The sequence below is a fragment of the Spiribacter sp. SSL99 genome (assembly GCF_009805925.1).
Taxonomy (GTDB): domain Bacteria; phylum Pseudomonadota; class Gammaproteobacteria; order Nitrococcales; family Nitrococcaceae; genus Spiribacter; species Spiribacter roseus.
Map to the genome: position 1 here is coordinate 93,602 of NZ_MAOM01000021.1, position 18,326 is coordinate 111,927.

Annotated in this window: 1 protein-coding gene; it reads right to left on the reverse strand. The window is 58.7% G+C overall.

Annotated elements, in window-relative coordinates; translation table 11 throughout:
• Window positions 1-75: 75 nt before the first annotated feature.
• Window positions 76-18,234 (reverse strand): hypothetical protein, encoded by an 18,159-nt coding sequence (locus BA899_RS09375; RefSeq protein WP_235013347.1) that lies wholly within the window; start codon window positions 18,232-18,234, stop codon window positions 76-78.
• Window positions 18,235-18,326: the final 92 nt, after the last annotated feature.

An 18,326-nucleotide genomic window follows, 5' to 3' on the forward strand; every position in this document is an offset into this window, starting at 1 on the left:
GTTCTAGTTCCTGCCCTCGCAACGCATAGACAACGACTATCGGTTAGAAGTGCCCTCCATGGCCTGAGCCCGTTACTAGCTCACGTTGGTCAAACCCAGCGCCGCTTCAAAGTCATCACGCCATTCGCCGGCACCGTCGTAAACGAAATCACTCGCAGTCAACCGGTCAACATTAATCCCGAGAAGCCGGATTGAGCCCTCCGCATCCAGCGTGTTGATGTCATCATCCCCGTCGACGAACTCCGCCTTGAATGCATCGAGATTAATCTCCCCCTTCGACGCGTCGAGCCCGCCGCCCTCGAAGAGGTTCGAGAGCTCGACCGTACCGCCATTCCCATCGGTAAGGGCCTCTGTGCTGAGACGGTTTTCACCGCGAGCGAAATCGCCGATTATCGCGTCAATATCGATTCCGGCATCATCGAGCGGCGCGGCGATGATCTGATCGTCGCCACCGCCAACCAGCATAAGCACCTGACCATCACCTGAACCGACGTTGTCATCGCGGGTTGCAAGCACGAACTTGTCGTCCCCACTGCCACCCTTCATACGGTCATTGCCACCGGTCGTAATGAGGGTGTCATTGCCCGATCCACCATCCAGCCAATCATAGACTTGGCCCCCCGACAGGAAGTCATTGCCGGAGCCACCGAAGAGAAAATGGCTTTTCTCTGATTCGGTATCGACCGTTAACGTGTCGTCACCGCCACGCCCTCGCATGGTGTATGTGGCATTGTCAAACTCACTGATTGATCCAAAGCTGGCCTCGCCGGAACCACCAAGGCTGAACTCCGAATTACCAGTGTCGTAGAAACTATCGTCGCTACTGACATAAGCATTGCTATCCGGCGAAGCCTTCAAGGATTCCTCCGAGAGCACCTCGATGCGGTTATCACCCTCATTACCGTTGATGATGATGCTCTCTTCACTGAGCACCCGCAGAAGCGAAACCGGATCGGTTCCGTCGGCCTCATTGCCGAGTGTGAGCTCAACACCGCTGGAGCCATCCTGGATAAAGAAGTTGAGCTCCTTGGTGACGACGGCGGGGTTGTAGCTGTTCGGCGTTACGAGGATTTCATGGCCATCCTTCGTATTCACGTCATCAATCGCCGCCTGAATGGTCGAGAATTTCGTCGCCGTATTGACGTTGATCACGGAACCGACCAGATCATTCAGTGTTTCCCTGTCACTATCAGGTCGTTCTTCCGGATCTTCCCCGGGCTGAATGAACAGGAAGTTTTCAACGTCGGTAAGCACTCGATCGGTATTAACCACCGTGCCGCCATCACTCAGCGACACCTCAACCTGTACTTCCGTTGTCTGGGTCGTATCATCCGTGGTCCGGTTGAAATTGTAGTCAAGAATCTTCGCTACGTTGCCCTGACCGACGACAGCATCCTTGAGGTCGATATTGTTGCCGCTATCGTCCTCAAGATTCGCCGCGGCAACGGCATTGCCGTTGTTATCGAGTACAAGCTTCCTCACGCCGCCGACTTCGCCGGTGAACTCGAACACAGCGGTGTCGATCTGGTCACCACCGCTGATGAAGTCGCCGCCGTCCTCACCGGATCCGCCAAAGAGCAGATCATCGCCATCGCCACCATAGATCGCGTCTGCACCGTCACCGCCGACGATGAAGTCATCGCCGCCGCCACCACGCAGCACGTCGTCAGCGCCTTTACCGTCGATGAAGTCGCGTCCCCCGCCACCGAGGAAGTCATTTGCCGAACCATCACCAGTCAGGTAGATCCCGCCCGTGGCAAGCGCCTGAAGATTCGACTCGATGCCATTCTCATCCGGCGGATAGGTGGAGCCATCCCCCGGGTTCGCGGGGAACTGCGCGCCATCACTACGGAGATCAGAGAAACCGCTGATATCCGAATCCACCTCCGACGCCCGAACCTTGGCGCTTACATTGTCGAGGAAGAACTCTGCATCACCTTCGAGCGTGATGGTGTCGCTGGAATCCATCCTGCTGTGATCGATCGCGACATCCACGACGAAGTCGCCGCTGCCGACCCCCCGCTCAGTGCTGCCGTTGCTGAAATCATCACCCGGCGTCACAAGGTTGTCATCGGGCTGATCATCGTCGGCATCCACATGGAGGTCACCCGTGCCGGCCGTGACATTGAGATAGGCTTCCGACTGCGCGTCAGAGAGGGTGAAGGGGTCTGTGTCAGAATCCCGATCGGTACCGGAGATCGGCCCCGTGTTAATCGTCACAAGCCCGCTCGACTCACTCGCATCGACTGTTCTGGCGATCAAGCCGTCTGTTAGCGCGGCAGCTGAACCGTCCGTTGAGCGCAGCACCGAGATGTCCCCGCTGCCTGCGAGCTCGAGGACGTTGTCGCCCTCCAGCAGGCCTGCTCGAATCTCGGTCGTCCGGTCCGAATCAATGCGAATGTTGTCATCACCCGGCAGAGCAAGATCGATGTCGAGTTTGCCCACCCCGTTAGCAGCTGTGACATTGGCTTCGAGGTTATCAACGGAGATAACACCGTCGCCCGAGAGCGCCAGTGACCCTGAATCACCCGTATCATCAGCAAGCAGGTCGGCATCGATGATGACCGTATCGCCGGATGAGGCGGTGACCGTCGTCGCGCCTGTCCCGGTCGTCACCGCCACCTGGTTATCCGTGGTGGTATCTGTTGTCACCGTCAACGTGCCTGTAACGCCTGCTGCATCCACGTCACCGACAACACCGGTTATGGTGGCCGCCACTACACCATTCAGCGTCAAGGTGTTGTCGTCATCCATTTCATCACCGGCGACGGTGACCGAGCTTCCACCGGAAACCGTGGTATTGGCATCACCGGTCCTGACAACAACGCCGGTGGCGGAATTATCAAGGTTGACCGTGAGACCGCCTCCGAGCGCAGCCCCGGCACCATCACCATCTGCATCAACAATGACACCGGTCGCGACATTATTGACAACGAAATCCGCTGCCCCATCGAGCGTGACCGTATCGCCGCTGGCCAGTTCATCGGCATCCACCGTCACGGTGTCTTCCGAGTCCACACCGGTGATGGTGATATCACCGCTACCGGTTTCTACAGCGAGGTTGTCAGCACTGCTGTTGGCGGCTTCGGTCGTGATGTCGATGGTGCCTGTCGTCCCGGTCGCCGTTGCATCGGCGCCAAGCGCTGTAACGGAAAATGCCGTGTTACCCCGCACAGTCAGGTCATTTGCGCTACCGGTATCCGACAGATCGCCCGCGTCAATATTAACGGTCCCGCTGCTGCCGTCGCCTTCGACCGTCGCAGCCGCTGTACCCGTCTTCACGCTGGCGGACTCACCCGACACCAGCGCATCGGTGAAGACCAGCATTCCACCGGTGAAGTCGACCGGACTGCCTTCGACAGTCATTCCAGACTGCCCGTCGATGGTCGCCCCCGCCTGCAAGTTGAACACCTCTACGAAGCCTGCCCCTGCAAGGGTAGCCGTCGAGCCGTTCATCTGCTTCGCATCGAGCGTCACATCAGTCGAGTCACTGGCGAGCGTATTGATCTGGGAATTGCCGGCGTTAAGCCGGATATCGACATCGCTCGTACCGCTGATATCGGTATCTGCCGCCGTCGTTACCGTCAGGGTGCCGGACTGGGCACTCGCATCCAGGTCCGCCGCTAAATCCTCCACAGAGATGGCACCGACACCATCTGTGCTGAGCTCGAAACTGTCATTGGTGTCGTCATTACCAACGACCGTCGTCCCACCAGTGATCTCGGCATCGTCGTCATCGTCGACCAGGGCACCGGCCTCGATGGTGAGATTGTCAGACGCATTCTCCGCATCAACCGTCAGATCCCCATCACCGGCGGTAACGGTGAAGTCATCGCCAGTCCCGGCCCGCGATGTGATAGTTAATGGACCGGTACTGCTCCCTGCCGTGATATCAGCGGCCGTTTCAATCAGATCGAAGCCGCCTGTACCAGTCAGTTCGATCGTCCCGGAGCCGCTGGCGCTGGTTAGATCGACCTGTACATCGCCAGCACTCGGATTATTGTTGTTCTGCAGCTCATACTCTGCATCCCCACCGAGGTTGAGGATGTTGTTGTCGTCGGTGGCATCCGCAAGGGCCGAGGCGTCGACGACAATATCAATCGTCTCGGTGTCGTCTGGATCCGAATCATTACCGGTTACCGTCGTGGTGTTGGAACCGGTATCGATGCGCATGGCGGCGCCGTTACCATCACCGGTTATTGGTCTCGTCGTGATATCCAGTTCACCGGTGTAGGTCCCTACACCGAGATCCGCATCAATATCGCCGACGAGATTAGTGACAGTCACATCACCTGAGCCAGCGAGCTCAAGGGTGTTGTTAACGCTCAGGTCGTTTGCATTGACACTGGCATCGCGGGCGACATCAAGCCGGATGTCCGTCGCATCATCGAGGGCCACCGATAGCGTACCGGTACCATCATCAGCATTCAGGTCGCCTTTTAATCCGGTAACGACGAAATTGCTGTCGCCTTGAAGATCGAGCGTTGTCCCGTCGAGCAGCGCTGACGCATCCGCTGTGATCGTGTCACTGGCATTGTCAGCATTGATCGTCGTCGCGCCGGCGCTGGTCTTTACCTCAATACCATCGTCTCCGGCATCGTTGGTCGTCACGTCAAGCGTGCCGGTCTGAGTACTCGCATCAACGTCCCCATCCAGGTTGTTGACGACCATGCCCGACGAACCGTCGAGGGTCAGCACATTGATCTGAGCCAACTCCTCGGCATCGACCGTCACCGATCCGCTGTTACCGGTTACGCTGGTCGCCTCAGTGCCAGTCTCGACGAGGACTCCGGTGGCACTGTCTGCCGTCGTGACGTCGAGTGTGCCGGCCAGCGCCGCCTCCCCGTTCGTTCCGCCATTGGCATCGATCCGCACCCCGTCACCAACATCCGTGACGGTGTAATCGCCCGAGCCAAAGGTGGAAACCACGCCGCCATCAATGACGGCGCCCGCATCCGCGAGGATAGCGCTGTTGGAACCTGTTGCTGTGAGGAAACTGTTCAGCTGACTGGTCTTGATGACCACATCCTGGTCAGTGGCCGTCGTCGCGGTCAGTGTACCCGGGAGCCCGCTCGCATCGACATCTCCCTTGAGGTTTTCAACGATGGCCTCGCTGGAGCGGTCAGAGGCACCGTCGATCAGCAGCTCGAACGTCGTATCGTCACCGTCGTCCGCGATATTGGCGGCGTCAACGGTGATCTTCGAGTCAGAAGCCGCACTGACCTCAGTGAGACCCGATCCGGTCGTCAGGGTCAGGTCAGCATTGCTCACCGTGTCAACATCCAGATCACCGGAAAGCGAGGTAGCCGTCGCGTCCCGAGAGAGCCCATCCACTTCCACTTCACCATCGCCTGCGAGGGTGAGAATGGCACCCGCACCCGTCATCGATGTCGCGTCAATGATGGCCTCGGTTTCACCACCCGGCGTCGAATCCGTCTCATCAACGGTGATCGTGCTATTGGCCGAACCTAGATCAATTTCGATCCCTGCGTCGTTGTCCAATGGACCAGTCTGAACGATGAGCTCGCCCTGAAGGGTGCTGGTCTGCGCAGGGGTATTGCCGTTCGCGTCGAGATCCTGAACAAGACCGGTGACACCCACGGTTGACTGACCGTCCACTGAGAGGGTCCTGCCGGCTGTCGTCATGTCACCGGCGGCAACATTCACCGTGTCAGCGTTGCCAGTCGTACTGATTGCCGCGTCCGCATCACCCAGCGTAACGCTGATGTTTCCATCACCGGATGCACTCCCGTCATTGTCCCCCGTCGTGACGGACAGCCTGCCGGACAGCGCACTGGCATCAACATCACCGATCAGCTTGTCGACATCGGCGACCGCGGCACCCGTTAGGGTCAAAGTCGTATCGTTTTTAAGAACTTCAGCATCAACGCTGATGTCGCCACCCGCCGTCGCGCCCGTGGCGACGGTCGTTGCCTCTTGTCCGGTGAGCACTTCGACGCCAGTCGCCTGGCTCTGTGTGTTCACTGTCAGTGTTCCAGACAGGGGCGCTGTACCAGCGACGGCATCATCATCGTTGGCGTCAATGACCACATTGTCGTCGACATCGTTGACGGTAAACCCGGCCGCGCCATCGATGGTCAGCGTCTCGCCACCAGTCATGGCAAGCGCTTCGACTACGACCGTGCCGGATGTGCCGGTCACCGTGGCGCTTGCGGAACCCGTGGTGACAGACAGATCGGCCGATCCAATAGTGGTGACGTCGAGCACGCCAGTGCTCGTTGCTGCATCCACATCCCCCTGGAGATTATCCACCAGAGCAACCGAGTCGCCGCTCACGCTCAACGTTGTATCGTCGGCCAGGCTGGCGGCGTCGACATCAACCGTTCCGCCACTGCCGACAACGGTGCTGGCGGCACTACCCGTCTTGACGAACACCGTATCCGCAGCGCCGAGCGTATCGGTCCGGACGGTCAGATCACCACTGAACCCGGAACTGCCATCAACAATAACGCCATCGGCGGCATCGAAGAGATCAACGGCACCCCCTTGATTCAACGTTACGGTATCGCCGGAACCAACCGCGGTTGCATCGAGCGTCACCGACGTGGAGTTGGTATTGATCTCAGAGTCGAATCCGTTGAGAACGATGTCCACATCGTTGCCACCGGTCACGTTCGCCGTGAGCTTGTTGGTAAGCGCACTCGCGTCGACGTCGGCCGATAGATTATTGACCGTGACCGTACCGCTACCCGATGCCGAGAGCTCGTAGAGATCCCCGGAGTTCCCGGTTGAAATCTCATCATCGATCGCGTCATCTGTCAGGTTTGTGGCATCGACCGTGATGTCGTCTACGGAATCGGTCGCTTCCACCTCAAGCAGGCCGGTACCCGCAGTCACCGTTATGTCGTTCTCAGTACCGGAGTCGGTCGCGATGGTGAGCTTCCCGGTAAGGCTCGGTGCTTCGACATCGCTTGTGGTATTCACCAGACGGAAGTCGCCCGCCCCTGTGAGCTCGATTCCACCCGACGCATCCAGACCACTCGCGTCGATCGTGACTTCTCCGCCAGTGGCATCGCTGTTGATCTCATACTCGGCATCGCCGGTCAGTGTGAGATCCGTTCCATTGTCGCTGTCTGACAGCTGCTCCGCCTCAACAACAATGTCCAGCTTAGTCGTATCCGTATCGTCGCTGTCATCACCGGATACCGTCAGGCTATCGCTGCCTGCCGTAATGGTGAGCTTCTGTGTACTGGCATCCGTACCCGTGATGCCCGAGGTATTGACTGTCACCGCGCCGCTGGCTGCCGAGGCGTCGACATCGGCCTCCACGTTGTTGGCCGTCATGGTTGAGCTGCCGGAGAGCGTCAACTCCTCATCATCCAGTTCCGTAGCGTCTATGGTGACGTCACCGGAATCCGAACTCACGCGTGTGAGATCATCACCCGTGTTGATACTCACATTGCTGGCGCCGGATTTCGTCTCAACGTCAAGGGTACCGGTCATGACCCCGTCGTTCGTGCCGCCTGTGGCATCGACGGTGGTAGAGCTCCCAACCCGGGAGACCAGCATCGGCGACCCGTCACCCACGAGCGTCAGATTCGAGCCCGCGGCGAGCTCAAAGGCGTCGATGAAGGTGAGCTCCGTGGAACTGGCCGCGTCAACCCGTGCGTTGCCAGCTCCAAGCTCGATGTCGACGTCATCCTTAGCGCCGTCCGTGATCTGCCCTCGCGTGACGTCAAGTTCTCCAAGGAGGCCTGTGGCATCCACATCCGCCTTGAGATCGGTTACGGTTACATCGCCACTGCCAAGGGCGACGACCTCGAGAATCTCCGTCTCCTGATTCCGCGTGTCGCTCTTATCATCGAGGAGCGCACCCGCATCAACGCGAATCGTGTCGTTGCCATCCTCGGCATCGACGGTGGTCTTGCCCGTCCCGGCGGTGACCAGGATGTCATCGGCGCTGCCATCATCCTTTGTTCGGACCGTGACCTCGCCCGTGAGCGACTCGGCATTGACATCAGCTGCCGTACCCGTCAGCTCGAAGTCGCCGCTGCCCTCGAGGGTGACCTCGTTATCGTCAGCAATTGCCGATATATCCAGTGAGAGCAATTCACCGTCGCTTTCATTGACGATGACATACTCGGCGTCTCCCTGGAGGGTCAGCGTCTCGCCTGCCTCACCTGCCAGATTACTGCCATCCACGCGGATATCGATGACGTCCTTATTGCCGTCATCGGAATCGTCGCCGTTAATGGTGGTGTCGGTCGTACCGACAACAATCTCCATCGCTGGCGTGTTGCTGTCGCCAGTCCCCGTACCAGTCAGTGAGTCTGTATTAATCGTCAGGGAATCACCGGAGAACCCGGCGGCGTTGATGTCCGCCTCAACGCCGTTGACCGTCATCGTGCCGGCGCCATCCAGCGTGAGCTCCGCGTTGGAAAGGCTGCCGGATATCGTGCCATCACCGGAGATGTTGGCCGCATCGATGGTGACGTTGTTACCTGTCGCGCCTGAGATCACCGCATTGTTCGTACCTGCGGTAATCGCGAATGCACCGGCACCGGTGCGGGTGTCGACATCAAGCAGACCAGTCAGCGCACCGGCGTCGAGATCCGCACCCAGCTCACCGACCGCGATATCGGCATCGCCCTCAATGAAAAGATCACCCGCGCCGGTGGCGTCAGCAGAGAGCGCGCCAGCATCCACTCGCAGGTCGGTTACCTGACCGCTACCGGCATCGACAACGTCAGCGGTGATTTCGGTACGTCCCTCACCAATGCTGATCAGGCGATCGGCACCATCAGTGAGTTCACCCGTCGTGACATCGAGCGTCCCGCTAAGGACACCGATATTGCCGACTTCGTCTGCATCGATATTCTGGACGAGATTGTTGACGACGACATCGGAGTTCCCCGTCAGCGTCAGTGTCTCGGACCCGGTAGCGTCCATCCCAGTCGCGTCAATGGTGACTGTATCGCTTCCGTTCGTCCCGTCGATCGTTGCGTCCGTATCGCCAAGACTGATGTCGATGGTCCCGTCGACCTGATTATCCCGCGTCGTGACGAACAGCTCAGCGCCGTCCATGCCATCTGCCGCGATATCACCGATCAGATCATTGACTGTGACTTCCGACGATCCATTGATGTCTAGCTCGGTGCCGTTGGCCAGTTCGTCGGCTTCGACGGTAACTGTCCCGGCGGCGCTAGTTCCCGTATTGAGCGTTGTCGCTGCGACGCCGGTCAGCACACTGACGCCGGTCGCGCCAGAATCGGTGGTGACCGAAAGCGTTCCCTGCAGAGAGGAGCCCGCCCCATCGCCATCCGCATCGACGACTACATTCGAGCCGACATTGTCAGCCTCAAAGTTGGCATCCCCATCAAGCGTCAAGCGATCGGTGCTGCCCATTGCATTGGCATCAACGATTACCTGATCGCCCGCGGTGGTACCCGTGATGGTGGTGCTGTCCTGGCTCGCCTCGATGGAGACATTGTTATCGGCGACCGTAGATGCCGTGGTGATATCGAGCACGCCGGAGCTGCTACCCGCAACAATATCGCCCTGGAGCTCGGTCACGGTGGCATCGGACGAGCCAGTCAACGTCAGTTCGAGGTCATTATTCAGCTCGGTGGCATCAATAACGCCCGATCCCCCGGAGCTGTTCACGGTCGTGTTGTTGGTACCCGTGAGAAGCGTGTAATCGGCGCCGTTGACAGTGCTGACCTCCAACGTGCCTGTCAGCGCCCCACTATCGGTATCGAAGCCGAGGTGGTCCGACGCGTCGATCGTGATGGACTGAGCCAAGCTGACCGTGACACTGCCGGTGCCGTCCAGGTCAAGCTGACCGCTTGTCAGTTCCCTGGCATTGACCGCGGCTGAACTACCCGTGCGCGTGGTGACGCTTGTGTCGTCCGAACCGGTCGTGACATTAACCTGCCCCACTGAATCAGCGAGATTGACGTCGAGCTGCCCCTGGAAATTGATGGACGACCCCTCGCCATTGCGATCGGCGAAAATGTCGGCCGACAGATTATCGACCTGCAGGGTGTCATTGCCCGTCGCACTGCCACCGCGAACAAAAACGTCAGTCGGCTCAGCAGCGACATTCTCGGCATCAAGCAGATTCTTTCCGCTAGTACCGTCGGTATCCGTAGTGAGGATCAAGTCCTCAACATCATCGACCGTCGTCTGGGAAGTACTGCTGCCGTTCTGGCTGAATTCGATCTCGAGCTCATCTGCGCTCGAGGAGCTGCCATTGTAGAAACGAACAACCCCGTCGAATTGTTCACTCGTCGTGATGACGTCGTTGTTGCCTGTATTGTCGAACAGAACCTCTTCAACACCGGTGAGAGTACCCAGCGTGAAATCAACCCTGCCGCCGGCATCAATAATGACCTGATCGGTGTCGGTGTCAGGGCCTGCACCGTCATCTGTAATACTATCGCCGCTCTCGAAACCGACCCCAATCTCGCGGGTCCCATCACCGTTGATGATATCCGGGGTAATCAGGAAATCGTCGCTGCCCTCGCCGCCGTCGACGACATCCGCGCCCGTGCCACCGCGAATGACATCATCGCCATCACGACCGAATAAGACGTCATCGCCATCGCTGCCACGCAGCGTGTCGTTACCACCACGCCCAAGCACATAGTTGGGCGTCTCAAGCTGATCCGGACTACCACCACCGCTGTAATCAAATGCAGCGTCCTGCTCAGCGCTGACATAGATTTCATTCCCGGTGTCACCACGGTCTGCATAGTCATTCGTGGAGTCGATCGACCCATCCAGCGTACCCCAGACCAGCGTAACGTCATTGAACTGGAGGTTCTCAGCCTGGATGTAGTCCGTCTGGCGGATGCCGTTCTGAACATAGTCGACCTGGAAGATCGGCTGATCCGGGTCAAACGAGACACCTTCCAGCTCTGTTGGCAGCTCGGCTCCGTCGCCCAGCACCGCATCACCGCTGGAATAGAAATCATCTAAGAATCCATCACTTCCACCCCCACCACCGATATCTTCAAGAAGATGGTCGGCACGGTTGATGAGGTAATCGGAGGTATCGCCCGAGAAGAGGGCCGTGTCGTCTCCGCTACCGCCAACGAAGGTATTCGTCGTGCCATCAACTCGATTGACGTTGTAGGTGTCGTCGCCGGCATCACCCGTAATGTCGTCGCTACCAGCACTACCCACGAACGTGTCGTTGCCGGCTCCGCCGGCGAGCGCGTCGTCCCCTTCGCCACCGTCAATGGTGTCACCGCCACCACCGCCGCCAATGGTGTCGTCCCCGCCACCGCCGGAGAGCACGTTGACCTGCTCATCACCGGTGATGGTGTCACCGAATTCAGTGCCTGTGACGTTCTCTATATCCGAGACGCCACTGGTGGAGGTGATATAGACATTCGTGTTGTTGAGCGTTCCAGTGACGAATTCCCCTTCGCTCGTACCATCCTCATCAAAATCAACATCGCCCGTATTCGTCAGATCAATGTTGAGCTCGGCGTCCGGTTCGCTGAAAACAACCGTCTCGTCAGCTGCTGCAGTACCCTCGACAACCAAATCTTCGAAGCCGCTGAAGTCGGTCGAGTCGATCGCGTCGCTGCTTTGATCCGCCGTCTCGAATGTATTGAGCTTGAGCGACTCGCCAAGGCTGGTCTTGAACGTATTGCCATCGGCGAAATCGTTGGTGTTGGTGGTTACACCATCACCACTGACAGGGACATCGAACTGGTTGCGCAACACACGAATATCAGCATCCGCCGCATACGTCCCGGCGTCACCAATGTTGACGCCCGCCGTGTTATTAACGAAGACACTGCTCGCGATATCAATATCTGAAGTCGACGCGGCGCCATCCAACGCCACACCATTGACCGAGGAGGCGAACGTGTTCCCGGTCAGATCCGCGGTCGCTGCATAGTTCTGCGCGAGGTTGATACCCGTATCCAGCGCGTTGAAGTCACTCGCTGCCACGGTGACGTCAGCATCCGTCGCCGTCACGTTCAGGCCCGTCGCGCCATTCGCCGAACCACTGCCAATGAAGGCCGCGTCACGAATGACCGCGCCCGAGCCGGCACTGGTCACCTCTACGGCATCGGAGCTGTCCGCGACAGCGAACCGGATTCCGTCAATGGTCACATTCGACTGATCGATCGTCAGCTTGTCGCTGATCACTGCCGCGGAGACAGTACCGGAGCCCTGAATCGTCAGACCTTCGGTGACCGAGTTGCTGAACGAACCGACTGACACGCCATCCGCGATGGCAATGGTATCCGTTGTTGTGCCTGATCCGTTGCCGACGGCGGTGAGCGCGGAGTCGAAATCGCCATGAAGGCTCTGGAGCTCGCCCGAATCGTTGAGTACCCGGAAGTCCTTGGTCAGATCATGAGTGTTTCCACCACTGACAAAACTGCCGCCGGAGACGGATCCACCCTCATCCAGGGTCTCCACACCCTCATAACGATTGGTCCCATCGCTGCCAGACACCGTGACCGACGCCGTGTCCTCAAAGCGATCGGCATCGCTCATCGTGATCGTATCCGACGCGGCAATTACCGCCGTGTCGTCACCCACACCGCCGACGAATTCATCATCGCCTGCCCCGCCAATGAAGATATCGTCCCCCGAGCCGCCCAGCGCAGAGTCGTCACCGGACTGGCCAACAATAATGTCGTTACCGGTGCCGCCGAATATCTGATCGTCACCCGTGCCGCCGTAGAGGAAATCATCACCGGACTGTCCGTATAGGCCGTCCGCTTCGCCTCCGCCGAAGATGACATCATCAAATTCCGAGCCGCGGAGTGTATTGGCGCCATCACTGCCCTGAATTTCCGCACCGTCGACAATGACCGTGCCACCGTCGGTGCCATCACCATCCTCATCGGGCAGGGTGACGTCATGATCCTCGCCGTCATCCGTCAGCGCCGACGCGTCAAGATCCAGAGCAAGCCCGGTGCTGCCACCGCCGGTGTTCGTGATGACGAACTCTTCAACCCCTGTCGTATGCGCCTGTATGAACAGGTTCTGATTGTTCGCCGTGCCCTGGAACTGAAGGGTGTCAGTCTCCGTTCCACCGGAGACAGCGGTATCGGTGATGTAGTCATCAACGCTGGAGGTCACTGTGCGCGTGGTGCCAAACGCATCCGAGCGGGTATCAGCGCCAACAATGAACGTATCCTCGCCCGCACCACCGTTGAGGGTATCCGAACCTGCTCCACCGTAGAGGGTATCGCTACCGGCACCACCGGACAGAGTGTCATCCCCGCTGCCGCCGAAGATCGTGTTGTTCTCCGCGTTACCGGTGCCAGCGAAATTACCGGTACCCGTATAACGGAGCACTTCGACATTATCCGTCAGATCGTAGTCATTCAGCGTCGTGCGAACTTCATCACCGCTGCCTTCACCACCTGCCTCGCTGACCTCGTCATCCTTGGTCACCCGATAGAGGTCGTTGCCACTGCCACCTTGTAGCTGATCGGCCGCATTCCCGCCAATGATGAAATCATTGCCATCACCACCGATCAGGCGATCGATTCCATTTGTGCCACTGATCTCGTCGGGACCACTGCCACCATCAATGATCTGTCCGGTGATTGCCCCGATCGTATTAGACCCCGCCAGCAACGAGTCGAGCCCCGACATCGTCTGTGCAGGACTCTCGTCGACCTGGACAACATCGCCGGATGCCGTGAGGCTGCTGGTCGTGCTATTCGGTGAAAAAGCCTCGATCTGCGACTTTCCTAAGCGCAGCTCCGCACTATCGTTCTGGACGAATGAGTCGACGCCGCGATTATCCGTCGCGCCAACCGTCACTCCCTCCAGGTTTCCGATCCGGGTCGCTGACAGCCCTTGAAGACTACTTGCCGTATCCTCCACGGTCAGGACATCAATCTGATTAATCGCCGTTGCCGAGTCGAGTGCATCGACCTCACTCACAGATCCTGTGACCTCGAACTGCCCGGTCAGTGTGAGTGACTGCCCACCAAGTTGACTGGCATCGAGTGTCACCGTGCCCGAATCGCTGGTCTCGACGGTGTTGTATCGCGTGAAACCGGGCGCCGTCAGGTCAATCCCTGAATTATCAATGTTGCTAGCCGTGTCACGGATCGTGTCGATCGTGACACCGTTGAAGCTGAGATTCTGACTGTCGATACCCTCGGCGTCGGCGATTGAAACCGGAGAGCTGGCATCGACAAGGATAATATCGCCGGTGCTTGACTCATTGACTGCGGCAGCCACGGCTTCCGATATATCGGCATAGCCACCGACACCAACCACACGGGCCGTTACGTCGGCAAACTGAAGGACTTCAACATTGCTGACGGTGTCAACGTCATCACCGCTGTTGCGTGTATCGCTGATTGTCAGCGAACCGCCACCAAGGCCGGTGATGTTGTAATCTGAGAAGTCTCCGGTGTAGACCGCTGTATCGCCGGCGCCTACACCACCGTCGATGGTGTCGTTACCCGCACCACCCGTTAGGGTGTCGTCGCCACTCCCGCCGTTGAGGGCGTCATTCCCTGTGCCACCGGTAGCAACGTCATCACCGTCCAGTAGATTGATGGTGTCATTGCCCGCGCCACCGTCAATACCCGTATCCGCCTGGTTCGTTTCATCGAGCAGATCATCGCCGGAAGAGGCGATGTACTCGAAGGGGGGCAACGTGACGCCATTCTCGGTGGTCGGCGTCTGCGTATTCTGTATCGCGCTGCTGAACCCGAAAGCGTCAGTCTGTGCGATGGTTAACTCGAGGGTCCCAGAGGTAACGGTAACCTCATCCAGGCCTCTTGTATTGACCAAGTCATCGATATCACTGGTGCTGAGCCCACCGATACTCGAGGCATCATCATTGAGGATGAGTGTATTGGCAGAGCTGTAGACAGCAGCATCCAACCCCAGCACATCGCTGGCACTACCCGTTACCGTGATGTCTCCCGCGCCACTGAGGGTAACCGCCCGGCCACCGAGTTCTGCGGCATCTATTGTCGCAGTCTGTCCGGAGGACGTATTCGTGATGGTCGTAAACCCAGTAAACGCGGCATCCGAGAGCGTCTTGCCCTCCAGCGTCGTCGCCGTGTCGGCGAGCTCAGTCAGCGTAATGCCATTCTCGAAGGTCAGGGATTTGTCATTGATGGTCTCGGCGGTCGCAACGTCAACGGCTGAGGCCGTTTTCACCAGAATGGAATCACTGCTCGTCGCTGCATCAGCCGCGGCTTTAATGTCCGCGTGGCCACCTGCCCCGACGACCTGGATCGTGTCGTCCGAGAAGACAATTTCTTCGATATTGCGAAGCGTATCGGTAACGCCGCCAACCGTTACCTCAACAACCTCGCTCGCGCCGGAGCCGGAGAACGCAAGGCTCGCGCTACCAACGCTCGCGCTGTAGGTCACCGAATCATCGCCCGCTCCCGCAGTAAAGCCATCCCTTCCGTTGAAGCCATCTGCCTGAATATCGAGGGACTGCGTGCTGCCGAGGTTACCGCCCTCCAGGGTGAAGGTATCGTCGATACCACCACCAGCGATCGTCAAGGTGGTTCCGCCATCAACGAGACCGGTTCCTAGCTGGACGGTCGTTGAGGCACTGTCGTTATTGACCAGCAGCGTCTCGATGCTGCTCGCTGACGTCAAACCGCCGAAGTCGTAGGTGCCGGCACCATCCAGACGCACAGTGTCCGAGCCGGCTCCACCCTCTACCGTGTCCGATCCGACCTCTGCCGGCGCGTTGTACACGAACACGTCATTGCCAGCATCGCCCCGAAGAATATCCGGCCCGGCACCGCCAGTCAGCGTGTCATTGTCCGCACCGCCATTGAGCGTATCCGTTCCTACACCACCGGTAAGGGCATCGTCGCCCGCACCGCCGCCCAGCGTGTCGTCACCCGCTCCACCCTCAAGCGTATCGTTGCCATCATTGCCAGTGAGCGTATCAGCGCCGCCTTCGCCCTTGAGTGTATCGGTGCCACTGCCACCGATCAGCTCGTTATCTGCGCTATTGCCGGTGAGTTTTACGCCGGTGGTATCGAGCGACGCATCAATATCAATTGCATCCGAGCCAGTCAGGACATAATCATTAATGCCTGAGACGTCGTCTGCCTTAATGGTATCGCTCGAATTAGCGGAGGAAAGGGCATCGGCGAACGAATCGAATGCACTGGAGAAGTCACCACTCGACGTGACCGAGGAGGTCTGATTGCCGGCGGAATCAAAGACCGCAAACGGCGCTTCACTGATAGTGATCGTCGCCGCGCTACTGGTGCCGGTTCCATCTGATACGGTCAGGGAGACCGTGTCCCCATCGGCCAGACTGGTCGCATCAATCGTGAGCTCGCCGTTGCTGGCACTGACGTCAACATCGGCGTTGCTGCTCGTTTCCGTCCACGAGCCGTCTGCCGGCGCGTTACTCCCGTCCAGGTCGTTGAACTGAACTGCGGCCGTCTGCTGTGCTTCACCGGTGAAGATTTTTGCGGTGCTCGTGGTGATGACCGGAATGTCGTTCGTTTCGGCCACAGACACCGTTTCTGTAACAGTATTAGAGGAAACTCCCTCTGCATCAGTGACCGTTATTTCGATATTGCGGGCAGCCTCGCTCGGCGAATCCGACGTATTGTTAAATTCTACTGACTGAAGGGCAGCCTCGAAATCCGCCGGTGTACTATTCCCATCGCCCGTCAGCGTAAGCTTGGCTGTCGCATTGAATTGTGGGTCCGGTGTGAGAAAGCGTTGACTCCCACCGCTTTGGACGAATACGACGGTTTCACCGAAAGACCCATGTCCAGCCGCCTGGTTGAAGCTACCGCTGTTATTAATCGCGTCGATGATCGCATCAGCGATGTCCGCTGCAGTATCGCCGGCATTAAGGTCGATCTGCAGGTCCACGTCGGGTTTTTCCCAAGAAAACGTGATCGAATCACCGGACTCTATGGCGCGCCCAACTGGCTCAGACACCTGTATCGTCACGGCGTCGCCATTAGTCGTTTCGTACTCGACCGTCGGCGTAATCTTAACGTCTACATCAGCCGCTACTGACGCCCCGGTAATGCCATTGCCGTTCGTAAATAAAAGCTCATCCCCGAGTTGAGCATTCTTAACGCTAACGGTTGCCGACTGGATCGCACTGTCGTCGCTTAAGCCAAGGCTCGAGTTGAGCGTTACCGCGGCACTCTCATCATCCGATCCCTCAACCTCGCTGAAAGATGGTGTAGCGGCCGGAAGGGTAAGGACTGGCGCATCATTGGTGCCGCTAATCGTGACGGTAGCCGTCTGCTGCGACGACAGCGCGCCATCATCATCGGCAACCTTGTAGGTAAAAGAACCCGTTGCCGATGAGCCTGCGGGCAAGGCATCCAGGTCAACGCTGGATATGGTGTAGCTGCCATCCGCGCTGACCGTCAGGTCAACAACCTGCGTCTGACTACCGCCGTCGGCATCGGTATAGCTCAGCGTCACCGGCACGGACGAGGCAACATTCGAGCTCGCGCCCTCAACCTCAGCAACCGTCAGCGAGCTATCCGCATCATCGACGTCCGTAGCGTTGGTAAGCAGATCGCTCGACGCCGCATCCACCGAGATACCGCTGTCAAGCTCATCCTCGGTGTTGCTCACCGGACCGGCCGTCGTAACCGTCGGCGCATCATTCGTGCCGCTGACCGTGATACTGGCCGTCTGCGCGGAGGACAGCGCTCCATCATCATCGGCAACCTTATAGGTGAAGGAACCCGTCGCCGATGAGCCCGCGGGCAAGGCATCCAGGTCCACACCGGCAACGCTGTAGCTGCCATCGCTGCTGACCGTCAGATCAACGTCCTGCGTCTGGCCATTGCCGTCGGCATCGGTGTAGCTCAGCGACACCGTCACCGCCGAGCCAACATTCGCGCTGTCGCCCTCAACCTCGCCAACCTCGAGCGAGCTATCCGCATCATCGACGTCCGTGGCGTTCGTCAGAAGATCGCTCGACACCGCATCCACCGAGATACCGCTGTCAAGCTCATCCTCGGTGTTGCTCACCGAACCGGCCGTCGTGACCACCGGCGCATCATTCACCGACGTGACATCAACCGTGAGCGTGTTCGCGCTCTGGTCGGTGTCCTCACCGCCGTTGCCAGTGCCACCGTCATCGACCACCTGGAAGTCAAAGCTCGCATAGCCCGAGCCGTTGGCATCGGCAGCCGGGGTAAAGGTGAGATCGCCACTGCTGATCGCCGCAACTGTGATCGAATCCCCCGAACTCACCGCGCTCCCATCAAGCTTGAGCGAACCAGCACTCGGCAGCGTGGCAATCACGACCGAGGCAAACGCATCCGAGTCAGCGGTATCACTAAAGCCAATGGCTGAGGCCTGGAGCGAATAGGTCGCATCCTCAACCGACGTGACCG